The organism is Lentibacillus saliphilus, from assembly GCF_019093865.1.
Taxonomy (GTDB): domain Bacteria; phylum Bacillota; class Bacilli; order Bacillales; family Amphibacillaceae; genus Lentibacillus_B; species Lentibacillus_B saliphilus.
In genome coordinates, this window is record NZ_JABJXD010000005.1 from 25,222 (window position 1) to 49,781 (window position 24,560).

General features: G+C 37.7%; 21 protein-coding genes and 2 pseudogenes. 17 read left to right on the forward strand and 6 right to left on the reverse strand.

Features of this window, described 5'->3' with window-relative positions; genetic code table 11:
* The first annotated feature begins 50 nt into the window (after positions 1–50).
* The gene (locus HPC67_RS09740; protein WP_217587446.1) at positions 51–1,247 is read left to right on the forward strand and encodes an MFS transporter; all 1,197 of its coding nucleotides are present in this window, start codon (positions 51–53) and stop codon (positions 1,245–1,247) included.
* A gap of 92 nt (positions 1,248–1,339) precedes the next feature.
* On the opposite strand, the gene HPC67_RS09745 is transcribed toward HPC67_RS09740, so the two are convergent.
* The gene (locus HPC67_RS09745) at positions 1,340–1,987 is read right to left on the reverse strand and encodes a TetR/AcrR family transcriptional regulator (protein ID WP_217587447.1); all 648 of its coding nucleotides are present in this window, start codon (positions 1,985–1,987) and stop codon (positions 1,340–1,342) included.
* A 339-nt stretch (positions 1,988–2,326) separates the two neighbouring features.
* Here HPC67_RS09745 and HPC67_RS09750 point away from each other — a divergent pair, with 339 nt between their 5' ends.
* From HPC67_RS09750 to HPC67_RS15980, 5 genes are all read left to right on the forward strand, one after another.
* Entirely contained in the window at positions 2,327–2,848 is a 522-nt protein-coding gene (locus HPC67_RS09750) for a GrpB family protein (RefSeq protein ID WP_217587448.1), read from the forward strand.
* Positions 2,849–3,187: 339 nt separating this feature from the next.
* A complete protein-coding gene (gene rlmH / locus HPC67_RS09755; protein ID WP_217587449.1) occupies positions 3,188–3,667 on the forward strand; it encodes a 23S rRNA (pseudouridine(1915)-N(3))-methyltransferase RlmH in 480 nt (159 codons plus the stop codon).
* A gap of 118 nt (positions 3,668–3,785) precedes the next feature.
* The gene (locus HPC67_RS09760) at positions 3,786–5,567 is read left to right on the forward strand and encodes a hypothetical protein (protein ID WP_217587451.1); all 1,782 of its coding nucleotides are present in this window, start codon (positions 3,786–3,788) and stop codon (positions 5,565–5,567) included.
* 27 nt (positions 5,568–5,594) lie between these two features.
* Positions 5,595–6,455 (forward strand): DNA adenine methylase, encoded by an 861-nt coding sequence (locus HPC67_RS09765; protein WP_217587453.1) that lies wholly within the window; start codon positions 5,595–5,597, stop codon positions 6,453–6,455.
* 165 nt (positions 6,456–6,620) lie between these two features.
* Positions 6,621–6,701 carry an NUDIX hydrolase N-terminal domain-containing protein gene (locus tag HPC67_RS15980; RefSeq protein ID WP_425514314.1) on the forward strand — a complete coding sequence of 27 codons (81 nt, stop codon included), beginning with the start codon at positions 6,621–6,623 and terminating at the stop codon, positions 6,699–6,701.
* Between the two features lie 368 nt (positions 6,702–7,069).
* Here the strand turns inward: HPC67_RS15980 and HPC67_RS09775 are convergent, their stop codons facing one another.
* On the reverse strand, positions 7,070–8,227 hold the full coding sequence (locus HPC67_RS09775; RefSeq protein WP_217587457.1) for a phytoene desaturase family protein: 1,158 nt from the start codon (positions 8,225–8,227) through the stop codon (positions 7,070–7,072).
* 140 nt (positions 8,228–8,367) lie between these two features.
* On the opposite strand from HPC67_RS09775, the pseudogene HPC67_RS09780 reads away from it, so the two are divergent.
* Positions 8,368–9,093: pseudogene (locus HPC67_RS09780) on the forward strand (AraC family transcriptional regulator); the annotation flags it as partial.
* Positions 9,094–9,378: 285 nt separating this feature from the next.
* Positions 9,379–10,263 (forward strand): AbaSI family restriction endonuclease, encoded by an 885-nt coding sequence (locus tag HPC67_RS09785; RefSeq protein ID WP_217587459.1) that lies wholly within the window; start codon positions 9,379–9,381, stop codon positions 10,261–10,263.
* Positions 10,264–10,768: 505 nt separating this feature from the next.
* Here HPC67_RS09785 and HPC67_RS09790 read toward each other — a convergent pair.
* Positions 10,769–11,263, reverse strand: coding sequence for a GNAT family N-acetyltransferase (locus HPC67_RS09790; RefSeq protein WP_217587461.1), 495 nt, complete (start codon positions 11,261–11,263; stop codon positions 10,769–10,771).
* A gap of 281 nt (positions 11,264–11,544) precedes the next feature.
* Between HPC67_RS09790 and HPC67_RS09795 the strand changes: the two genes are divergently transcribed.
* The 3 genes from HPC67_RS09795 (at position 11,545) to HPC67_RS09805 (ending at position 14,341) form a co-directional block, all read left to right on the forward strand.
* On the forward strand, positions 11,545–11,985 hold the full coding sequence (locus HPC67_RS09795) for an OsmC family protein (protein WP_217587463.1): 441 nt from the start codon (positions 11,545–11,547) through the stop codon (positions 11,983–11,985).
* A 55-nt stretch (positions 11,986–12,040) separates the two neighbouring features.
* A complete protein-coding gene (gene lpdA / locus HPC67_RS09800) occupies positions 12,041–13,732 on the forward strand; it encodes a dihydrolipoyl dehydrogenase (RefSeq protein WP_217587465.1) in 1,692 nt (563 codons plus the stop codon).
* A gap of 180 nt (positions 13,733–13,912) precedes the next feature.
* On the forward strand, positions 13,913–14,341 hold the full coding sequence (locus tag HPC67_RS09805) for a MarR family winged helix-turn-helix transcriptional regulator (protein WP_217587467.1): 429 nt from the start codon (positions 13,913–13,915) through the stop codon (positions 14,339–14,341).
* Between the two features lie 106 nt (positions 14,342–14,447).
* Here HPC67_RS09805 and HPC67_RS09810 read toward each other — a convergent pair whose 3' ends face one another.
* From HPC67_RS09810 to HPC67_RS09820, 3 genes are all read right to left on the reverse strand, one after another.
* Positions 14,448–15,170: a DUF421 domain-containing protein gene (locus HPC67_RS09810; RefSeq protein WP_217587469.1), complete on the reverse strand. Its 723-nt coding sequence runs from the start codon at positions 15,168–15,170 to the stop codon at positions 14,448–14,450.
* A 434-nt stretch (positions 15,171–15,604) separates the two neighbouring features.
* On the reverse strand, positions 15,605–17,521 hold the full coding sequence (locus HPC67_RS15945) for an FUSC family protein (RefSeq protein WP_217587471.1): 1,917 nt from the start codon (positions 17,519–17,521) through the stop codon (positions 15,605–15,607).
* Positions 17,522–17,915: 394 nt separating this feature from the next.
* A complete protein-coding gene (locus tag HPC67_RS09820; protein ID WP_217587472.1) occupies positions 17,916–18,383 on the reverse strand; it encodes a hypothetical protein in 468 nt (155 codons plus the stop codon).
* A gap of 545 nt (positions 18,384–18,928) precedes the next feature.
* On the opposite strand from HPC67_RS09820, the gene HPC67_RS15880 reads away from it, so the two are divergent.
* The 6 genes and pseudogenes from HPC67_RS15880 (at position 18,929) to HPC67_RS09840 (ending at position 24,560) form a co-directional block, all read left to right on the forward strand.
* Complete coding sequence (locus HPC67_RS15880; protein WP_281417512.1) at positions 18,929–19,060, forward strand: hypothetical protein; 132 nt, start codon at positions 18,929–18,931, stop codon at positions 19,058–19,060.
* Positions 19,061–19,077: 17 nt separating this feature from the next.
* Positions 19,078–19,491, forward strand: a complete 414-nt coding sequence (locus HPC67_RS09825) for a hypothetical protein (protein ID WP_217587473.1) — start codon at positions 19,078–19,080, stop codon at positions 19,489–19,491.
* A 154-nt stretch (positions 19,492–19,645) separates the two neighbouring features.
* Positions 19,646–19,759: pseudogene (locus HPC67_RS15985) on the forward strand (DUF6979 family protein); the annotation flags it as partial.
* An 11-nt stretch (positions 19,760–19,770) separates the two neighbouring features.
* Positions 19,771–21,531: a DUF262 domain-containing protein gene (locus tag HPC67_RS09830; RefSeq protein ID WP_217587474.1), complete on the forward strand. Its 1,761-nt coding sequence runs from the start codon at positions 19,771–19,773 to the stop codon at positions 21,529–21,531.
* Between the two features lie 207 nt (positions 21,532–21,738).
* The gene (locus tag HPC67_RS09835; RefSeq protein WP_217587475.1) at positions 21,739–22,287 is read left to right on the forward strand and encodes a hypothetical protein; all 549 of its coding nucleotides are present in this window, start codon (positions 21,739–21,741) and stop codon (positions 22,285–22,287) included.
* 386 nt (positions 22,288–22,673) lie between these two features.
* Entirely contained in the window at positions 22,674–24,560 is a 1,887-nt protein-coding gene (locus tag HPC67_RS09840) for a site-specific DNA-methyltransferase (RefSeq protein WP_217587476.1), read from the forward strand.

The following is a 24,560-nucleotide window of genomic DNA, read 5'->3' on the forward strand; positions in this document are numbered from 1 at the left end:
AGTTGTCCTTTTTAAATGACTTGGTCCTTCGACCGAGGGAGATCATGACCATGAACTATACAAAACAACAATGGAAAATTGCTCTAACCCTATTTCTCATCGGTACCATTGTTTACATCGATAAAAACCTGATATCACTCACGATACTCGCTTTAGGAGAAGAATTTGGCTGGAACGCGAGCCAAACAGGCATCATTCTTAGCTTATACTATTTTGGCTTTATTTTAATTACCTTGCCAGGCGGCTGGTTTGTTGACCGCTTCGGCTATAAGCGGTTCATCATCTTTGCGTTATCGGTTGTCGCCATATCATCCTTACTATTCAGCTTCGCCAGTTCCTTATGGCTGCTCGCCATCATCCGAATTGGGATTGGTGTCGGCCATGCTGGATATACGAACGGAAGCCCTAAAGTCATAAGCGAAAATTATGGAGGCAAGCAACGAACAGCCTTGCAATCAAAAATTCTCGCCACCTCAGGAATTGGCGGACTCATCGCTTATACAGTTGGCATCCAAATCGTCGGCTTCAACTGGCGCTCGGCATATTGGCTGTTAGCGATATTGGCAGTGATCGCTTTAATTTGTCTGATCATCTTTGTTCCTGATAAAAAACCAGAAAAACGAGACATCGAATTAGGCCGCACGTCGATATTTATCGCCTGGAAAAATAAAAGCGTCCTAATCATCTCAATGGGCATGTTTTTCACTAATTTGGTCACCGTCGGCATGATGTCGTGGCTCCCAGCAGTCCTGAAAGCAAACTTCGCTGTAGGGGATACAGAGCTCGGACAATATTTAACGATTAATGCAATCGTTATGGCTGCCGCAACGATGACCGCTGGCTTTGTCATTATGAAATTTTTTGCCAACCGGGAAAAACAGTTTATCACGATATTTAGCACAGTCGGCGCAATAGGCTTGGTTGCATTTATATATTCAACCCATATCATCGCCGCCATTGCATTGTTATTTGTCATTACGATCTTTTCGATGTTCGTCTTTACAGCTTTTTTAACGGTTCCATATAAAATTGTCCCATCCGCGATTATCGGATCGTCTTATGCCGCCATCAACATCGGCGCATTTATCGGCGGGATTGTCTCACCACTCATCATCGGCAATCTCATTACCGTTTCCGGCGGTTCCTTCAAGCTCGCCTTTATTACAATGGCCGTATGCTTGTTGCTCGCTGGGATCAGTGCAGCACTGCTACACATGGATCCACATGCTGTTGAAGAAGACGCCTAATCGGCACTTGCAAATACCCAAAACGATAAAAGCGGCTACCGCCTCATCATGAGACTGTAGCCGCTTTTATTGTTTGATTTTAAATGACGCACTCAATCCGTTTCAAACAGATGAAGGAGGTTCGGAAAATCAACCGTCCTCTCCTGATCAACAAGAAACATTTGAATGATTAATTTATACGAATGAATCAGGACAGTGTTAATATCGAATTCATAATCGGTCAAGTCCGTTTCAATCGCCTGGTCGATAATCGCCCTCAGTAGGAAAATTAATAAATCGACCGTATGCGCCTCACGCAGCTGCATCGGCGTATTCGGGATGTTCGGGATCTTCTTAATAAAGACACCCTGTGCCACACCTTCATCATAAATCCGCCGTACATACTCCTGCCGATTCTCACTGAACGTCTTAAACTTCTCCCATTCATGCGGCAAGTACTGCCTTAACTCATTCATATACTGCTTTCGGAGCATCTTAATATTGTATAAAAAGAACACAGCCTGCATCTTTTCAACATAATCTTCTTTTTCATCAATTAACTTTTTCATTTCTAAAAGATCTGTCGCAATAATCGAGTCAATAATCGCACCAATTAATTCATCTTTACTCGAGAAATGTATGTAAATCGTTTTTTTGCTAATTCGCAAATTCCGCGCCAATTCATCCATCGTGAATTTACGGAATCCTTTAAGCTCAATTAGCTTTTTTCCTTCTTCAATAATTTGCTGATCAACGTCCATTGGCTTCACCTTTTATCATGTGTCATAGCATTTAAAAATACCCGAATTCCTGTTTGTGCCTTCTCCTAAATATAACATAATACAAGCGCCTGCACAATTGAGCGAACCCCGTATTCGCCCGCCAAACAAAGTCAACCGTACCATGATTTACCCATATCATTTCAAGGTAGCACCGTTTTTTGAGGAAACGCATTCAAACCGTTATAATGGATATGAAAAGAAGAATAAAGAAGAGCGTGTAAGCGGCCGATTTGGTGACTGATCGAAAATAGCCTGCTCAAGCAGAAAACAACGATAGGCATACCGTAAAACACCACGCCAAACAATAGGATGTGACATATGAAGGTACAAATCGTTAACTACGACCCAACATGGCCCGAACAATACGAACGAGAAAGAGACGCCATCGCAGCGATCCTCCAGGACGAGCTCGTCGCCAGCTTCCATATCGGCAGCACCTCAGTCCCCGGATTAAACGCCAAACCGATCATCGACATCCTACTCGTCGTCGAACAGATTGATCGGCTCGATGCATGGACAGCGTCATTCGAGGCGCTTGGCTACGAGGTTATGGGCGAATTTGGTATCGCGGGCAGACGGTTTTTCCGCAAAGGCGCCACCGACCGAACACACCATGTGCACGCCTTTCAATATGACAACGTTACCGACATCGAACGCCACGTCGCCTTTAGAGACTTTTTACGCCAGCACCCGGACAAACGCATCGAATACGGCACATTAAAAGCCCAGCTCGTCGCCCAGCATTCAAACGACAGAGAGGCCTATATCGCCGGGAAAAACGACTTTGTTAAAGAGATTGAACGAGAAGCGCTGAAGTGGAAATGGCGGACGCGGGCGTAGGGGAGAGGGGCTTGATTTGGGTGTAGATGTTATGTGGGAGCAGAGCGGTGTATGAGTGGGTTGAGTGTTAAAAAGGGACCATTGCAATCACTGCTTATCACCATCGGGCAAACCGAATCACATAACTAAAACAAACATCATCACAGGACACAGAATTTAAGGATACAGAACCAAACGATACATACTCAGAAGACATATTAGAAAAAGACATAACCGATAGACGTAAGTCAAATACACAAGCGAAACACACAAGCCAAAGACATAAGAAAAAGACACATAGCAAAAAGACAATACGGCACAGAGCAATAATAGCCAATCCAGCATAAAGGACGATCATTCATGAAAATACAACTCATCACCGTCGGAAAACTGAAGGAAAAATATTTAAAGCAAGGCATCCAAGAATACATGAAGCGGCTCAGCACCTATGCCAAAGTCGACATCATCGAAGTCCCCGACGAGAAAGCACCCGAAAACCTATCAGACGCCCAGGCAACAGCCATCAAGGACAAAGAAGGCACACGCATCATGGGCCACATCCAGCCCGACACATACGTCATCACCCTAGAAATCAAGGGCGCGATGCCAACATCCGAACAGCTCGCCCAAAAGCTCGACACCCTCGCCACCTACGGCAAAAGTAAAATCGCCTTTGTAATCGGCGGGTCCCTAGGATTAAGTGAAGCCATACAGCAACGCAGCGACTACGCCCTGTCATTTTCAAAAATGACATTTCCGCATCAGTTAATGAGGTTGGTCTTGTTGGAGCAGGTTTATCGGGCGTTTCGGATTAATAGGGGAGAACCGTATCATAAGTAAATGCTATTTTGTCCCCTAGTTCAATTATGGATAAAATTACTAGAATAGTTAACAATTAATCAATTTCTGATACAATATAGATAACTATAATTCCCTATAGGAGTGTTTAAACAGACAAATGAAATTAAATCCTTTAGAGATTCGATTAGATTTATTTAACCCAAGACTTTCATTATTTAATTTTAACAATGAAGAGGAGGTTATACGACACTTAATCCAATACGAGAATCTATACTACTTAATTGATTCTTTTATCATTCATGGTTACAACACTTTAGGTGAAAGACTAATTTTATTAAATGATAATAAAACTTATACAGTTTTAGAAGGAAATCGAAGAATCGCGGCCTTAAAAAGTATGTTTATATACCAGAACTTACTGAAAGCGAGCTACAGAACAAAAGTATCTAATCTTAAACTTGAAGACTTTTGGATTAATGGCGATGTAATAAAGAGTAGAGAAGAAGCAGATTTTAAGATAGCTGCTAAGCATATAGCAAGTATTCAAAAGTGGAGATCAATTGATAAACATGTTTACTATGAAAATATGTTCAATAGACTTCGAGAGCAAATGAATACCTCAAACGCAATTGCTTATATTAAAGAAACTACCCCAGATAAAGAAAGCGAGATTAAAAAGTCAATCCGATTCTATAAGTATCTTTTATCTATTCATGCACAAGTAAAGATTAAAAAACCTAAACTTAAACCTTTGAGTCTGTTGAATAATGATGTATTAATAAGCAGAGTATATTCTTCTCTTAAGAAAACACTTAACCTAAAAGAGAACACTGATTTTGAATTAATACCCAAAGAAGGAAAAGAGGAAGTATATAAGTGTATTCTTCTAGCTATAGGTTCTGCGGCTTGGGATGAAGATAAAGAAATCAGGTTAAATACTAGAACATTTAGTGTGCAAAAGGATTGGGATAAAATAATAAATGAAGATCAAATTATACCAGGTCTAAAGTTATTAATTAATAAATATTTATATGATGACCAATCTCCCAAAATAGTGCCGACTGATAAAGGTGGAAATAACGAATCCAAACTTGAAAATGAAAATCCAGTAAAAAGCTCTGATGACAATTCTAATCAAGAGAAAAGGTCAAATAAACCTGTAATGAGTCAAGAAAGAAAATATAGGTTGTTTGTAATAAGTAAGCATAACGTTGTTAGAAAACCTATAAATGGTGTCTTATTCAATCTTATAGATGCCGTGTGTTTATATGACGACACTTCAAACGAAATCACAAAAAAGAGCTCCATATACAACAATGTAAGCTTTACTACGCAAGCAAATGATGACATATTAATTAAAGATAATTATGTTCTAGAGAATTCAAAACCTAAACTATACAAAGTCACTGCAAGCTACGAAAATCAAAGTGTTAGCTTCAATTTGATAATAGAACAAGAACAGTCTAATGCACGACCTAGCCAGGATTTACTATTTGATGATGAATGGCGTATTAGGATGGTATCAAAATTGGACGAACAGATAGATTATCATAAAATAAGGGATGTAATTTACTCATTATCTTTATACAAAAATCTTTCAAAGATTAAAACACACGATGTATTAATAGTTTCTTTCTTAATACGAGCACTTTTGGAATATCTCTCTAAAGCTTACATTGATAGACACCCAGAGGTAAATAAAAAGAACAATAGTTCAGATAATTTAGGGAGTAAGATTAAGATGGTAAGTGAGGATATGTATAATAAAAATCAATTATCGTTTAACTTGGAACAAAAAAAGTCAATAAAAAACCAAGATGACCTGGAACTAATTAATGGCATAGTACATGATTATAAGACAGTACTTACAAATCAGGATTTCATTAGAATATTTAAGAAGTATAAACCTTTTGTGGAATCCATTATAAAATCGCTTTAATATCAGCTAGTTAAAGGAATAAATACTATGAACAAAAAAATTGATAATTATAGTCCTCTAAGGTATCCGGGAGGAAAGAATAAATTATATTCATACTTAAAGTACATTATAGCAGAAAATGATGTTAGTACTTATATAGAACCTTATTGTGGTGGAGCAGCAATAGCGCTAAAGCTATTAATTAATCAAGATGTAAAAAAAATTATGATAAATGATTATGATAAATCAATATACTCTTTGTGGCATTCGATATTGAATAATCCAGATGAAATGAAACAAAGAGTATACAATGCTAAATTTAATATGGATGAGTGGATTGCCCAAAAGAACATTCAGAAAAATAAACACAATGCGTCTTTAATAGAACTTGGCTACTCTACTTTATTTTTAAATAGAACTAATAGGTCGGGTATAATTAATGCAGGACCTATTGGTGGTAAAAAGCAAGATGGCAATTACAAAATGGATTGTAGATTTAATAAAGAAATTTTGATTAGAAAGATAGACCTTATTTCAAGTTTGACTTCTAAGATAAATCTATATAACAAAGATGCTCTTGATTTTATCAGTGAAAATATTTCTAAAACTAAAAACTCACTAACGTTTTTTGATCCACCGTATTATTTAAAAGGGAGAGAACTATATACAAATTTCTATGAACATGTTGATCATGTGGATTTAAGGGATAGTATTAGTAATACCATGAAAAATAAAAAGTGGATTTTAACGTATGATATGTCTGAAGATATAAAGGCTCTTTATTTAGATTATGAATACTATACTTATTACCTTAATTATAGTCTTGCTAATTCGGGAAAAGGAAAAGAACTAATTATTTATTCACATAGTGTTTCATCATCAAATGTTGATAAATTTTTACAATTATAATAATTATTTATTCAGTTTAGTTTTAATAATATAAGTTATTATTAATTAAAAAATTAATAATAGTTAGAAATTATAGCGCCAACTAGTTTTCAGCATATAGTCTGACACTCCTCTCCTGCTCGTTCGAAATTGCAACTATTCTTCTGTGCGATACTTTTAAGCAGGGTGAAAAGGAGTCGATCATTATCACAAGTAGGATTAACATTTATAAAAGATGTTTACGATATTCAACGTTACGAAGTATAAGAGGTGAGATTATAGAAGAAATGAAAAATCAAAGGGGTTTATAAACAGGTTATCAAACTTCAAAAATATATAGGCATGGTGATGGTAACTCTTCAGAGATCTAAAGTTATAGGGCAAAGTCATAGGTGTTTAGATGTAATCCAAGAAGTAGCTAGAGGTATAAGGGATCACCCTAAAGCAACTATTGTAATTAGATGCTAATAATTAGGATAAAGAAAACACAGAGCATTATATGTTTTAAATAGTAGACTAAATTCTATTACAATTATTACATTTGACCCGCTTCTTGCAAAAGGTGAAAGAATTATAGGATTATTAAGGTATGAACTTAATATTGATAAAGGTTAATGTTAAAAATAAGAGTAGAGTTAAGACAAAGAAAAAGCAGTGTGATATCCACTGCTTACCTTATCCCCTATTTGCGGCAAACGCTGGTTAACTGTAATTTGCGGGAGAAAACGACTTGTAATTTCATAGTCTTTCGATCCTGGCTGTAGCTTTTCTAGGAATTGCTCAAGCTCTTTTTTTACTTTTTTCCCATCTATATGTTCATCGGGAGTGTGATATTTAAACACATGTAGAACGGTGCTTTTTCCATCTACAGAGAGTCGGGCATAGTTTGAATGTACGGAAAAATAGAGCGGATCCGTTATGCCCATAGCGAACAATTTTTTCGGATTCGGCAGCTCGGTTAAAGCAACATCGAGTGTGGCGCCCTTTACAGGTCTAATCTTGGAGAAGCTAGACTGTTCTCCTAACATGTGATGGAGCTCATGAGGACCTGTTGTACATACTACATACTTAGACAAAAGTTCCTCACCATTCGATAGAACTAACTTAAAATGGTCGTGATCAATGGGATCAAGGTGTTTGACGACCTGATCGGTTTGAATCTGTACGCCAGAGATCACCGCCCTATTGTTGAGTTGGTCTATGATTGTTTGCCAGCCGTTATCTAGATAAAGTACCCCACTTAAGACCGTTTTCATATGTGAGACAATCACTTTTGCACTGGCCTTATTAGGAGTATGGCAATACGTCGCAAGTCTGCCTAGTAAAAAGAGTAGTGACTGAACATTTGCGGAATCAGTCGTTTGCTGAACCCACTGTTCAAATGTGTGTTGTGCGAGCTTTTCCGTATTAATTGAAGTTAACTTCATCAAAACTTTAGCCCATTCCATACGTTCCTTCAAATTTAAAAGATTTGTAGTAAAAAGGTTTAAAGGCGTAAATGGTGCCGTATATTCCAGATTATCTTTAACTAAAGTGCCTCCTAATTTAGGTGACTTTCCAATAATGTGTATATTTAATTCTTCGAGAATCGACTTAGCTTTTCCTTTTTTAGATAGCGCATGTGGCCCTAAATTAAAGTATTGTTGATATATCTGATTCGTTCTAGCCCTTCCACCAACCGTTTTTCCCTTTTCGAGTACTAATATGGATAAATCGTTTTTCGCCAAATAATTAGCTGCCACCAAACCAGCTAAGCCACCACCGATAATAACAACATCCCATTTTTGTCCCATACGATAACCTCCATTTGTTTTTTTCATAACTCAAGACGATGAAGGGTGAGTGTATGTGACAATGATTTATGAAACGATTTATATTGAACAGGCTTGTCTTTATATAAATGACTTATTTATGATTAAATGGAATTAATCAGAGGGAGGATGGTTGGAGAATGACGGTAGCTAGAGAAATTGAGGTTGAACGATTAAAGAATAGGAAAAGAGAATTATTTGATCAAAATGTACTACACGTATTAAACGGTCAGGTCATGTACGAGGAATTTAAAAGTAAAAAGCTTATGGGAGATTCTGATTATGTACCTTTCAATGAAGCGATGTGTGTCAATGCGACGACGACATCAATATTCGATCATACGTTCATCCAAACAAGAGCGGCAGGACATGGTGACTCTGAAGATAATTATAGAACCAAAGTTATAGCCCCCTTAAAAAGTCTGTTCGAGCAAAGCTATGCTGCCATTGTTTTATGGTTTGGGGAAGATATGTTTTGTCAGATGAATCTTCTAACGATCCTTGCCTATCTTGAACAGTCACAGTATAAAGGTAACGTTTTCTTAAATTGTTTTAGAGAAGATGAATTTAAAGTCAGTCAAACGGAGCTTACTTTAGGTGACTATTATTCCGTCTATGAGGAAGTATTAGTCAATCATAGGAAACCATCACATGAAGTACCTTCAGTGATGAATCACGCTATAGATTTATTTTTAGAAATGCAGACAGACAACAATAGGGTCATAAAATACATTTTAAAACATAAACATCTTCCCACATCGGAGTTGCTTAAGCGTTTATTCAAGGTTTTCCCAACAATAGGCTATGGGGATATACAATACATGAAGCTGATTGATCAAATAAAGTGAATGCATTCAAAGAAGCCATTACTAATAGAATGGAACAATCATGTAAGGCGCTTTAAGCATATAGTTTTTTTATTGAATTAAAGTGATGAAACAGAACTTCCCTGACATTATAGATGTTGATTTTGAGGAAGTTTATGTTGAAGCAGATCATGTGTAATTACTACAAGTAATAGAGCAGATAAAAAAATATATTTCTTCAGGCGGAATCCTTTTCATGCTTAAATAGTTTTCACACTAAATAGGCCTAAAGGCAATGCCTTAATATGTTATACAGGGTGTGTAGAAATGAATAAACGTGATTACTTAGTAAAGACCTTTTCGCGAACCAAAAGGAAGGATTACGAGAATTATATTTTAACGGCTATCTGGCATAAATTAGACAACATGGACATCAAACCTGTGAGCCAACAGTATGTTAAACGTCAAAATGGTACGCATGCGTTGATGGATCTGTATTTCCCGCAGCTACACATTGGGATAGAAGTGGATGAAGCGTACCATCAAGATAATCAAAAAGAAGACAAACTTCGCATGGATGATATTATCTCTGCTGTTAATGAGGACTCTATCACGGATTTTCAATGGTTTAGAATTGATGCTACCAGATCATTAGACGAAATAAATGATAGCATCAATGAGATCGTATCAGTTATTAAGGACAGGGCTTCAAAAACAGATCTAAAGTGGAATACATATGAAGAAGAATTAAAGCAATTGAAACAACAAGAATATCTAACCATTTACGATGATATGTCATTCGTGGATATAAAAGATATTGCAAATACTGTATTCGGGAAAAATGCTAAACGGTATCAACGTAGTTATTTTAGGGTGAAAGATAAAATGTGGTTGTGGTGTCCAAAACTCTCAATTACAGAAAACGGTGATACTAAATCAGTAGCTGGAGGTTGGCTGAATTTATTAGCAGAAGATTGGTCATACATTGATGAATCTCACCAAGATGGGGGGATTGTCAAAGAAAGAAGCGGAAACTATAAGGAAGAAGTTGAATCTGCCCGTGAAAGAGCAGTATTTGCAAAGTACAAAGATAACCTTGGTTTTAATAGATATAGATTTGTTGGGATCTTCAAAGCTTCTGGAGTATCTCCTGATAATGAGAGTTTTATCAGGTATTTACGTGTGGATGATAAAGTAGAAATTGTTAATTAACCAATGGACGGGGAGTGTAATATTAACTACGAGTTGTACGTTCTTTCACTTACACAGTTAATATTACACTCCCTCAGCCCATGCTAACATCTCTTATACTACCTCCTGTAAAGTAATTGCCCAAACAGGAGTGCATGTAATTTTTTGGGTGTTGGCAAGTGGCTTTTTTTTATAGGTACATAAATTAACTGCCGTTTCCTACATTTCTAGTGTGCCATAAACACAAAAAGGCAATTGCTGAATTTTATCAGACAACTAAGCAGAACATTAGCCTTCGTGTAAAAAATATCTTTGAAGAAGAGGAATTCAATGAGAGTTTAGTTGTCAAGTTTTGCTTGACAACTGCGAAAGATGGAAAAATATCGTATTCGTACTAATAGAAGTACACAATTTCGCCAGTGGTCAAGCCCCTTAAAATTGGACAGTAAAGATTTGTGTACGCCTCTGGCTAAATAGTGCGTTGTCAAATAGGGGCTTGGATTTAAGGAACCAAGCCTCCATTGATTTATAACAACTTATATAAATAATATTCATTAACGGGCTTTCCGTTTATGATTAATGAATGCACTTTTTCGCCTTCTATTATAAAACCCATTTTTCGATATAAGTTGAGTGCTTTTATATTATCTTTGATAACGGTAAGCTCTAATCTTGAAATATCAATTTCCTTTGCCCATTCGAATACCTGGTGGAATAGTTGAGTTGCTATGCCTCGGCCTTGATATGCTTCAAGGATACCTAAGACAAGATATGCAGAATGTTGGTTTCGTTTTAGAGTGCCACCTAGCGCTGCAATAAAACCCACAATCTCCCCTTCAACCTCAGCTACAAAGAAGATAGATTTCTTTTCAGATAGAATTCTTTCTATCGATTTTCTTTGCTGTTCAACAGTCGTTTCTCGTTCCCCCGGCTCATACAACATAAATCCAGACGCATCTATTTTCTTACTTAACTCTAAAAATTGTTTTGCGTCACTTACTGCAATTGGTCTAATGATCATCGTAATTCACCCCTTTGTTTGTGATATTTTACCATAGTTTACATTATTAAAAAGGGTTGACCGAAAATAGATCATATTTAGTTCAAACATCTGGAATACCAAGTCTTTGTGCTGTGGTTAGCTCTTTTTTCTTTTATCAGCCTTCGCCTATTATTGACATATTTTCAACAAGATCCTATAAGACTAAAAAACTTACTTAGCTAACTATTGATATTGCAAAAGCGCTGTGCTAGAATTTAAGTATGTTAAACATTTCACAAACTTTTTGGGAGGCAAAAATTATGTTGACGACATTTAAGGCAGTTACTAAAAAATTACCAGAGGGTCTTCAAGTCGAATGTAATTCTAGAGGCTTTAAAATTCTTGCAGATGAACCAAAGGAATTGGGTGGCACAGATAAGGCCATGAATCCTGTTGAAATCGTATTATGTGCGCTAGGTGCTTGCCAATCGATTGTTGCGAGTGCATTTGCTCAGGCTCATAATTTCTCATATGAAGAATTTCATGTTGAGCTTGAAGGTGATTTAGATCCAGATGGCTTTATGGGACTTGCTGATGTCAGAACTGGTTTTCAAGAAATTCGCTTTACAATGCATTTCAAAACAGATGAATCCCAAGAAAAAGCAGAAGCCTTTGCAGAATTTATTGAGAAGACATGCCCAGTAGGTGACTGTCTAGCAAACGGTGTGAAATTAGTACAATCAGGGGTAGTTAGATATTAATTCATTTATGAAAAGGGGCCTAGAGCCCCTTTTCATAAATATGAGGAGAATAAAGATGCAAATTAAAATGTCAATCATTCCTGGCGGCAACACAGGGATAGTTGGAGAAATCCATGTTTCTCTTGGTAGTCAGGTGTCCGCTGGTGATACATTAATGGAAGTTGAGATTAGTAAAGGAAATCTCGAAATTACGGCTGAAGAAAGTGGCATCATCAGTCGTATACTCGTTGAAGAAGGCAGTGAAGTGTCTTCTAATGACGTGCTTGTTGAGATGGAGCCGATGCAATCGAATGGTATCGAAGCTAAAGGCGATCAGCACGCATTGAATGAGGAAATGCCAACTGAAGACATAGACACGGACTTACTCATTATTGGTGCTGGCCCAGGTGGATATGTTGCTGCGATATATGCAGCGAAAAAAGGGCTTCGTGTTACCCTAGTCGAAAAAGAGAAGACATTAGGTGGCACATGCTTAAATGTCGGCTGCATACCGACAAAGTCGCTTGTTAAATCGTCAGAGGTTTGCCACAGCGTTAAAAATAGCGGGTTGTTTGGAATTGAAACAGACTCAAGTCTTCAGGTTAATATGAAGCAAATGATACGTCGTAAGGAAGACGTCGTCGATCAGCTCGTGTCTGGTATATCCTTCTTGATGGAGAAAAACGACATTCCAGTCATCCATGGGGATGCATCCTTCCTTTCCGAAAATAAGGTCCTTGTGACGGGGAAAAATAGATACGACATTACGGCCAAGGATATCATCATCGCAACAGGATCAAAAATTTCTAAGGTGAATATCCCAGGTATTGATCTCCCGTTTGTCATGAATAGCACAGATGCTTTGTCTTGCACAGAATTGCCAAAGAGTATCACGATCATCGGTGGTGGCGTTATCGGTATGGAGTTTGCCTTCATTTACCGTAATCTAGGCGTTGACGTGCATGTTGTGGAATTTATGGATCGTCTCTTGAGCATGTTGGATAGCGACCTAACGGATGAGCTTGAACAGGAAGCAGAGCAGGCAGGTATCCACGTTCATACCGGAGCCAAAGTGTCTAAAATTCAAAAGGCTCATAACGGAGAAGCGATCGTGACCTATGAAACAGCGAGTGGCGAAGAGCTTTTGGTAAGTGAAAAGGTTCTTGTTGCAATTGGGCGTGAACCGAATATTGATGGATTGGGCCTTGATCAGGCAGGCGTTCAGCTCGTTGAGGATGGAAAAGGGATTGCCGTTGACAAACAGATGCGAACGAATGTTGAGCATATCTATGCAATTGGTGACGTCACGAACATTATGCAGCTTGCCCATGTCGCATCACACCAAGGCATTCACGCTGTTGATGCAATACTTGGCGCACAGTCGGAAATGGATTATACAGCTGTACCGAATGTGATCTTCACGTCTCCGGAGATTGCTAACGTAGGCTTGCAGGAATATGAGTGTGAGGCGCAGGGCATCGATTATCAAGTGAGTAAGGTCTCATTTGCCAGTAACGGTAAGGCACTCACAATGAATGAGCCAGCTGGTTTTATTAAACTCATTAAAGACAATCAATCCGGTCAGATTATCGGAGGGGCAATCATCGGCCCAGATGCGTCTTCTTTGATTAGTAGCCTGACAATCGCGATTTCAAACAAGCTGACCGAACAACAGATCACACAAACGATTTTTGCACATCCAACGACTGCTGAAGTGATTCACGAAGCGGCATTAGGGTTAAGTATCGGCGCACTGCACGAAGCGTGAGATATCGTTCGATCTGCAGAGCGCGATATCCTATCCCGAGCTAAGGGACAAGAGTCGTTAAAGTCATCAAGCTGCTGATTCAAAATTAATCATAACGCACCATCTACCCCAATAATTTGCTATAATAGTAAAATGGAAAATAACTCCGGACGCATGAGTTAAGAATGGTTGGTGCTTTAATTGTTTAATTTGGATGACTGTCTTGCTTTTATTACAAACAAACGCTCAAAGCTATTGGCAGAAGCCCTAGAGAATGAATTTAGGCCTTATCAAATAACGAGAAGCCAGTGGATTGCGATGTTTTTTATTTTCAATTATGACGCTTTGACTCAGAAAGAGCTGGCCGATAAAATGGGGATCAAAGAACCGAGTGTCGTGCGGCTTATTCAAAAGTTAGAGTTAAGTGGCCTTTTACACCGCTCAGAAACACTTGAGGATAAGCGGATTAAACAATTACAGTTGAGCTCTAAAGGTGTAAATGTTTATCACGAACTACTTCCCATTGCTGAGAATTTTAAAAAACACACGGTTCAAGGCATTTCTGAGGAAGATCTGCAAACGTTTAAGCACGTATTGGAGACGATGACGAAGAATACAATCAAAGAGTAAGAGAGAGGCTTCCCTGGTCATAGGTGAAGCCTTTTTTAGTGCGCGCATTAGGGGGATGGATTAACTTGTGAGTGACCGATTTTCTAACGTTCATGTTAAAAGGGAGTTAGTGTTGAATAGGTGGAATGGCGATTGTTTCATCGTCATTTAATGACACTTGCAGCTCGAGCTTTTGATTGATTGAAGCAAAAAACACATCTTTTGTAGCGATTCCTTGATTGGATAATTGCTGTTTGATCCATGCTTCATGAACACCTAAATCCTTTAGGACATTTGAATAAATCGATCCTTCTATAATGACTGGAAAGGTAATCTTAGAGGCTGTCGTTACAATCTTCATATCTTCTAACGTCACGGCATTGTTTTGTGGCTTTTTTAACACGCTTAACGCGCCATTCGCTTCGACAATTGCTGTTTCAACCTCACTTATATCAAAAACATCCTTCTCTCTGAGCATTTGAAGTATATTATCAATGGAATAGCGGATTTCTTTCAGATTTTTATTGAGGAACTTTCCATTTTGAATAATAACAGTTGGTTCAAATGTCAATAATCGACCGACTTTCCGGTTAGAAATCTTCCATTTTGCAACAATCTTTTGGAGGATGCCGATCCCAACGATTGCTACGGCTGTAGGCAGGTGGTGAATGCTAGGGTCTGCAATATCAGCACCAGCAACAGCTCCCAATGTGATGATAATTAAAAAATCAAACACAGGTAATTCGCCAATAGCACGCTTGCCCATAGAGAGCGTGATGAATAATAGCAAAGGCAAAATCGTAACGATTCTCCCGAGGATTAGGAAAGTTTCCTTCATAAATTCAATCATGACCGCCCCACTTTCTATATACGAATCGTTTAGTTATGTAGATATACCGGCACGATCATTGTTTCCATGATTGAAGTGGGGAATACATTATAAAAAATGAAGAGGAATCATTACGGAATAATACGACCGCTCCCGAAATACACTTCGCGACCGACAACCAGGATGGTTTAGTGTCGGCGTTGGCGCAGGACGCGCCGAATTTAGTCGACCATCCCCTCGGTGAGCCTTAGGCCAACAGGACGTAGGTCATGAAAGCGTTGCGACATGACGTCGCGGTCTTAGTCTTCCTTCCCCTCGCACTGCGGGGTCTCGCCTAGGCCTCTCCTCCCGCTGGAGTCTGCGTGTATTTCCGGAGCTAATGTAGAGCATTGTTCGTCTTTTAAGTTAAACTTTTAGTTATATTTCAGGGGCTTCGTTTACTATAAGACAAATACTTAAGCAATCATGCCTTTATAAGCAGGTTTTGCAGCCTCTAATTCTTCCATCGTCTGTAAAATCATATTTAATACCATGCGGTTTTCGATATTATGCATAACCGCAATTTGGTCTTTGATCGTTGAAATCGGTCCTTCTAGTGAAGCTTCTGTTTCGAAGCTGTTTAGGATGACTTGAAGGTAATTCGATGCTGTTGCAGCAACCTCCTGACGAACACCAAGCTTGTCGATCCACACGAATAATTCATAGATGGTCGATGCGGCTAATCGCTGATGCTTGAGCCATTCCTCCCGTGACACCTTTGACTCTTGGTTGAGGAGCTTTTTGCGGTCTTCAATCAAGTTTGTAACGAGTAACAAATTTTTGATGCCGTGATGGCTACCGGCGCCTTTTACCTTTTCTGCGAGCTCCTTCAGCATTTCATAGATCGTATCGAGATACATGTGGTTCAGATCTGTGTTCGCATCCTTCCGAGTATAAGGCATGACGAATTTATTAACGATGATCGCAATCCCAACGCCGGCCACTACAAGTGCGATGCGGTTGAGTGTTAAAAGTCCAGTCGCGCCTGTGATCAGGGCAGCTGAACCGATCCCTGTAAATGTGACGAGAATGGTGCTGTAGCGATAGGCTTTTATATAGTTCATCACGTAGCCAGAGAGCATGATGAGTACCGTTCTAGCTGTATTTCCTTGAAAGATGGAAAAGAGAATGGTGACTAAAATAGCTCCTGCAATCGTCGCAAAAATTCGGTCCCTTGATTTTTGCTGGGCGTGTTCATAGATCGGAATAACGACTGACAGAATCGTGAACATCATCCAGCGTCCTTCACTAATGTCAAAAAAGTCGACAATGAAGCCACCAATGGTAATCCCGACAGCCATTCGAATAGCGTACGAAAGCTTGATGGCTTTTGTATGCTTAGGTATCTCCTTTGGTTTTTGAAAAGACGCTGGTATGTGTTCTTTTTTCTTAGAACGGTGATAGTGTTCTTTCTCTAACGTGCTTAATTCGGCTAAGTTGTCTTTGAGGAAATCAATATGGTTTAACATACTTAGCACAAATAGATCGTGCGTCTCTTCATTCGTATATTTATCTAAAATATGAGCGAACGCCTTCTGAAAATCATCTCCTGTCCCGCTCGGTTTTAAATGAGCGGGCACCAATTCCAAGCACCGAATGAGATCATCCAGTATATCTGACGTTAAGTCTTCTTCTGTTGCTGTGTTCAGCAGCATGTTTATTTTTTCAAGAGAAGCAGAAATATTTAATTTTACTTGCCCTTCCTCGGTCAAGTAGTAATCTCGTTCTCTTTTGTCATAAATCATATTTCGAAGGCTGTTTATATCGGCTGTTATCGTCTCATTTAAGTTTTCCGTTTCAGATTTCTCTTTAATCTGCTTCACTCTTGCGATTAATGCCGTACAAATCGCTTCTATCTTCTTGTCGCCGCTTTTCGATATTCTATTTCTGTTAAAGAGCATTTGCAGACCCATAATCGCTAAAGCACCAAACACGAGAGAAGCGAGTCGGAGCGGCATTTGGTCAAGTGCGACAGGTGCAGCGAGAATGAATAAATATTGCAGCGAGAACGGCAAATATAACGGATTTTTTAAGTTATACAAAAGAGAATAGCTTAATCCAAACATCGTGATGAAATTAATCGGAATCGCGAGCCACATATTGAAATCTGCTAGAAAACCAGCTACGCCTATTAATAGGTTCAACACGATCAATCGTGCGGTGTTGCCGATCGGATGTATCGTTAAGTCTCTTTCCATCAGCATGAGCATCGCTGTAATGGTTGTCACGCCGATTAATATATTGTCATTACCAAAAACAAAGGTAAATGCCATTATAAAAGCGACAATCAAAACGAATAAGATTGTGTTGGATTTAATTAATTGTTTGTTCACCTTGATGAGTGTTCACTTCTTTCTGTTGATGATCCTGATGTCAACGTGTGTTGTCTTAGTATGTGTTGGGTCACAGTGAATATGTTTCGAGCGAGTGTCTAATGCCTATTTGTTCAGTGCTAAAAAGGTGCCTGTTCCCCGTTACGGTAGTGTTGTAGCACATCGGGGGACAAGCACCTGTATTTATGGGTTTTGGAAAATGGCTGACTATGCCAGGACACTCCAGATCACTTTTATCTAGGACAAAAAAGCCTCGCTTTAGAGAGAGACAGTTGGGTTCTCAATCACGACATATCACCTTAGAGGGAGATGTGCCCGATTTAGGGACAAGGAATAGTTTAGCACATAGAGCATGGAATTGTAAGTCAAAATGACCGAACAGCGATTTACCTGATCACTCGACCTCGACGGCAAACGCATAAAACGCGTCGCCGTGCGCCACATTTTCCTCTTCTGCATCCATCCACCACACGCCGTACGAGTAATAATAAACACCAGGTTCGGTCGGTGCGGTAAAACGGTTATTAGCTATATCGACTTCAGTTTCCTTGCCATCTTTTATCTGCAGCAGATGTAGCTCATTGGGCTTTGGCGAAAAGTTCATCCCTAATGTAATCGGCTCTCCAGGCTGAACGGGCAAAGGCGCCTGTCCTTTCAATAATTCAACTGGTCCAACCGTATCCACACACTCACCACTCCAGCAGTATGTACCAAGCATTGTTGGATGCTTTTCATTACTAATCTTAACATAGACTTCAGGTGGCTGATTACCGGACAATGGCGAATCCCCACCTCCGATGAGCTGACACCCTGTTAATATTCCGACCACCAATAACACAACACCGATCGTAAGCTGCTTCATGTGCTCACCCCTTTGTGAATTAGACGTTTAGTTTGTGTGTTGGTTTCAATGATAGAAAATATTCTAGTCGAGGAGCGGGTTATACCGTTGAAATAAGGATTTTTATGTGTAGGTTGTTGGACCAAAAATGTAAAAAAATAACGTTCTAAACAAAATCAGCACATGACAGCAATCCATCATTGCAGTATCACGCAAGCAATGGTAGGGTATGGGATAACAAATATTTGATTATGATCGTGTTTCCCCGTTTGAAACATACAGCCCCAGACTATTCACATATAGAACATCACCTATATCTAACATCAGAAGACACTATAGACGTATTAAGGATATTCCGATATTCAAGCCGAAATTAGAAGTTGAACAGAAACAACTTATGTGCATCACATATTCTGAAGCTATTTTCCCAATTAAGCATGAACGTTAGTCGCTCTTGTCCCATATCCAAGAATGTCATTTTGAATGAATGTCTAGTGTGAAGAAGGCGTAGGGTTGTTGGAGGAACGGTTTTCTTAGTGTTTAGTAAAAATAAAGGGGTTACTCTAATGTTAGATAACAGAAAAATGAAATATTTAGTTGTGATCTTAGCATTGCTGCTTGTATCGTCAATTGTAACGTCAGTGATTAACAAATATAAAGAAGAAAAATCAAAGCCGATGATTATGCGGGTGAACTAGGGCAGCTTTACTACTCGATGAAGAAGTTTGGAGAAACACTTGATGTAAATCCTGATCAACTTTCAGATGTCGAACGTGAACTGCTCAAAAAATCGTTAGGTCTTCATTTCAACTCTTTCAATCATGTTAGGACTAACATTTGGAAGTATCACAAAGAGGTTAGGCCAACCAATTACGGGTTTAGATTGCCGCATTTCTCGCGAGTTTTGGAGGTAATGCATCGGGAAGAAAATTGGAGCAAAGAATCTTTCGATAAAGTAAGTGATCAACTTGCAGAGGCCAGCAAAGACCTCAATATGTTAATAAATGATTATGATGTGGAGGATCTATATTCTAATGATTTTAAAAAGGACTTCAATGAATACATTCTTAAATATAATGAGGAATTTAAGGGTTTGCTTCGGGAGTTAAGGGTGATAGCTGGGGTGTGATGATCGGTGGCTTTACTTCTTCATATTTTTAAGTGTATTCTCTGATATAATAATATATATCAGAAAATGTATCGCTAGATTAGTTATATATGATCGTGTATATGGTAGAGAAGCTTGCCTATTTAGACTAAAAGAATAGCCAGAACTTCTTGATGATATTACTGAGCTTTGGGAGCGTGTTACAAACAATAGTGGACTTTTTCATAACCATCAGATGGATGTTGTAAATGCGCTTGTAAGTAAAGGCTGTATAAAAGGGATTAATTAAGGGGGATAACAATGGCATTTGAAAGACCACTTACGATTAACGAAGTCATTAATGATGTACATAGAAAGAAGTATTTACTTCCAGCAATACAAAGAGAATTTGTGTGGGATACCGAGCAAATTGAAACGTTGTTTGATTCTATTCTTAAAGGTTATCCGGTAGGAGCTTTTTTGTTTTGGCATGTGAATAAGGAAAATATCCACAAATTTAAATTCTATGAGTTCCTACGAGAGTATCATGAACGCGATCACACTCATAACCTTGAAGCTAATATAAGTGGAGAAGAGGATATTGTAGCTATACTAGATGGACAACAGCGTTTAACTTCATTATATGTCGGATTAAAAGGTTCTTATGCCTATAAATTACCAAGGAAGAGAGTAGATAATGATCTGGCTTATCCTGAGCGCCAATTGTACTTGAACTTGCTACAGGAGTCCTCAGAGGCTGATATGACTTATGATTTTAAATTTCTTACAGAAGAGGAAGCAACGCAAAAAGACGATTCTACTTATTGGTTCAAAGTAGGGGATATCCTGAAATTCAAGGAAACCTACGAAATTAATGATTACTTATATGAAAACGATTTGAATCTGGTGGATAAAGAAAAAGCTAAATTTGCCAATAAAACGTTATTTAGATTACATTATTCGATACATGAATCACTCTGTATTAATTATTACTTAGAAAAATCACAGGAACTCGATAAGGTTCTTAATATATTTATTCGAGTAAACAGTGGTGGTACGCCTTTAAGCTATTCAGATTTATTACTCTCAATTGCTACAGCCCAATGGGAATACAAAGATGCACGAAAGACAATAACGACTTTTGTTGATGAAATTAATAATATAGGTGATGGATTTAATTTTAACAAAGATATGATTTTGAAAACCTGCTTGGTTTTATGCGATTTTAACGATATCGCATTTAAAGTGGATAATTTTGATGCAGACACGATGAAGCAGATTGAACAAGAATGGGATGGAATTGCCCAATCTATCCGTCTGGCGGTTGAGCTCGTATCAAGTTTTGGATTTAACTATAAAACATTAACAGCAAACTATGCAATCATTCCAATTGCATACTATCTGTATAAAAAAGGAAATCCACAGAGCTTTGTAGACTCTTATAAATTTATAGATGATAGAAAAGAACTTAAAAGATTTATTACCATTTCTTTATTAAAGAGGGTATTCGGTGGCCAGCCAGATAACGTATTGAAGCCGATGCGAGAAATTATCAAGAATAACATGGTTAGCGATGGCTTTTCGTTTGAAACTCTAAAAGAAAAGCTGAGAATAACTAATAAGACACTACGATTCTCTCAAGAAGAGGTAGAAGATTTACTGTGGACACAATATGGAAACAGATATGCGTTTCCAGTGTTATCTTTACTTTACCCGCATATCGATTATAAAAATACATTCCACCAAGATCACATATTTCCAAAAAGCTTGTTACGATCCCGTGCAAAACTTAGAAAGCAAGGGTTAGATCAAGAAACGATTGATTTCTGTCTTGAAAACCATAATTATATTGGCAATCTTCAGCTTATCGAAGGCGTTCCTAACATGGAAAAGTCGGATAAACCCTTTGAAGATTGGATGAACCTGATTTGTCGTACTTCAGAAGAAAAAGATGCATATATGAAGACCCATATGATTCCAAATGTTGAATTAAGCATAGAAAACTTTGAAGCGTTTTTCACTGAACGTGAAAACATGATAAGAGAGAGGCTGTTGGAATTGTTAGTGAGGAAGAGTGAGTAGGCTTTAGTATACTGTGATGATTGGCCTAAAGAAAAGCTATTAACTCAAACAATACTGTACCCAAAAGATAGCCATAAAGTTTCACTAGGAAGAAGTAACCGCGGTTATTTCTTCCTTCTTTGAAGTTGAGCTTGAATTACTCAGAAAAATCAATACGTCATACAATGTGAAATATAAATGACCGAATATGTTGTAAGGAGCAATCATATGAAGATAGATGTAAATAAAATTATTGAAGAACGGCTTGCTGGGAGTATGGGTCTTGATAGGTACGCAGATATAATGAGCCGAGTAAACTCTATCAATGTTTCAAGAGATGAGGATTTCCAAAGGCAGTTTAATGGATTTTACAAAGTTCGCAGGAATGCTGCTTGGAGAAAAATATACTATGAGGTATTCGAAACTATGAAAGCGGAGCGAGCCACCTTTGCTATAATCATTAAAACATTGTTTGAAAAAACCGGAAACATTGAGGCGTCTTTTTCAAGTAAAATGTTGGCAACCTTAAATCCCAACAAACCTATCTGGGATCGCTATGTAGTCCAGAACTTAAACTTGAAACTCACGGGAAAAAGCAAGCATGAGCAGCTCGAAAATGCAATCGCTTTGTATGCAGCTATCGAGGAATGGTACAGCGAATTTCTCAGTACAGATGACGCAAAAAAGTGCATTGCTGCGTTTGACCGTAATCTCCCAAAATACACTAGACTGAGCGATGTGAAGAAGGTTGACTTCTTCCTTTGGAGCATTCGTTAACAAGCAATAGAAATGATCTACTAGTTTAGACAAGGATTCTATTTCGGTCATGCCGAATTGTATCAGTAATACATAATAATGCATCAGGTGTCATTGTGACAGATCTGCATCTAAGTGGTGACATAAACAACCGATGGAAGATATTAACGTTAGAAAGAGATTAGTGAAGGTGGAAAATTACTAGGAGACGAAGTTCTTAATCACCTAGTAGTAAATAGTGATAACAGCTTTACTGTCTTAAAAGAAAGAGGTTATATTTTAAAAGGGAGAAACCATTCCTTTTATTCTTCAAGATATATGAACAAATACTTTATATGATAGTATGTAACTAGGGATTAATAAGAATCTATTAGATAGATTAAATTATTAAAAGGACGGATTTTGACATGAAAACTAAAATTAATGAAGCAATTAAACAGGTTTTACAGCATTTTGACCAAAAGTATTTTATAGGAGAAGTATTAAATAAAAATAAAGTCATTCAAGATTTAGATACGTATGATAAAGATTTGCTTGAAGCATTTATTTCGAATGAAACACTAAAAAGTAACTTTACAATTGATATTGCAGGGAATATAGTCATACAAATAAATAGAATTATCGAACTATTTGAAACCGACGAATACTGGCAAGACTCGTATACAAAATACTCAAAGAAAATTGGATTAACAGTTGGCGGGAAATTTATCGGTGAATTGACAGATGTTGTATTAGATTTTCCTTATAAAGATACGGTATTAAAAGCAAGCATGAGTAAAGAAGATACAGATAAAGATGATCTACGCCCATATGAGCCGTTTTTAAACGAAGTAATTGCAAAAGAGGAAATGGATGTTTTATTAGAAAAGAAAATCTTAGTGAGCGCTAAAAAGTATGATGAAAACGGCGAACATGAGGTAGACAGTTTTAGTGAAGATGACAACTTGATAATGAAAGGGAATAACTTACTAGCGTTACATACATTAAAAGAAAAATATGCAGGGAAAGTGAAATTGATTTATATTGATCCACCTTACAATACAGGAGGTGATAGCTTCATCTATAATGATCAATTTAATCATTCTACTTGGCTTACTTTTATGAAAAACCGCTTAGAAATAGCTAGAAATTTGTTATCTGATGATGGTTCTTTATGGATTAATATAGATGATGATGAGGCACATTACCTAAAGGTATTAATTGATGAGGTATTTGGAAGGGAAAATTTCCTAAGTAACATCATATGGAAAAAGAAATATTCTCCACAAAATGATGCAAAATACTTCTCTGATATGCATGATCATATATTTGTTTATGCAAGGGATAAGGAAAAATTCGAAATAAATGGGCTTGATAGAAATCCTGAAATGGATAGTAGATATACTAATAGAGATAATGATCCGCGGGGAGTTTGGAAATCTGCTGATTTATCAGTACGCAGAGTCACTGAAAAAGATAGATATCCTATAACTACCCCTAGCGGAAGAATTGTGTACCCACCATCAGGACGGAGTTGGGGATTATCAAAAACAACTTTTGAAAAATATATTGAAGATAATAGAATTTGGTTTGGTGAAAAAGGGGATAATGTTCCCTCCGTAAAAAAATTTCTCACTGAAGTAAAGCAAACAGTTACTCCACAGACGATTTGGGATTATAGTGAAGTTGGACATAATCAAGATGCTATTCAAAATCTAAATAAGATATTTGGCGATACTGTTTTCACTACACCAAAACCGGAGAAATTACTTCAGCGAATAATTCATATAGGCTCTAAAGAAAATGATATTGTACTCGATTTTTTCATGGGTTCTTCAACTACTCAAGCTGTTGCACACAAAATGAACCGTCGTTATATAGGTATTGAACAGATGGATTACATTAATACAGTATCTGTTCCACGACTTCAAAAAGTCATCGAAGGTGAGCAGGGCGGCATTTCTAAAGAGGTCGAATGGCAAGGCGGAGGAAGTTTCATTTATATTGAATTAATGGAGAAAAATCGTGGATTCTTAAAATCCATACGTAATGCAGAAACACAAATAGAACTTCATGATGTATTTGATTTCATGTTAAAAGAAGCGGAAATTGATTTCCGTGTTGATTTAGAAGCGGTTAAAGATACATTATATGAGCTTTCATTTGAGGAGCAAAAGAAAACACTTATTAAAATCATCGATAAAAATCAACTTTACTATAATTACTCTGAAATTGATGATGAAAACGTTCGTGATTTAATTTCTGATAATGACTATACATTTAATAAAAACTTCTATGATAAAGGTGGTGAATAA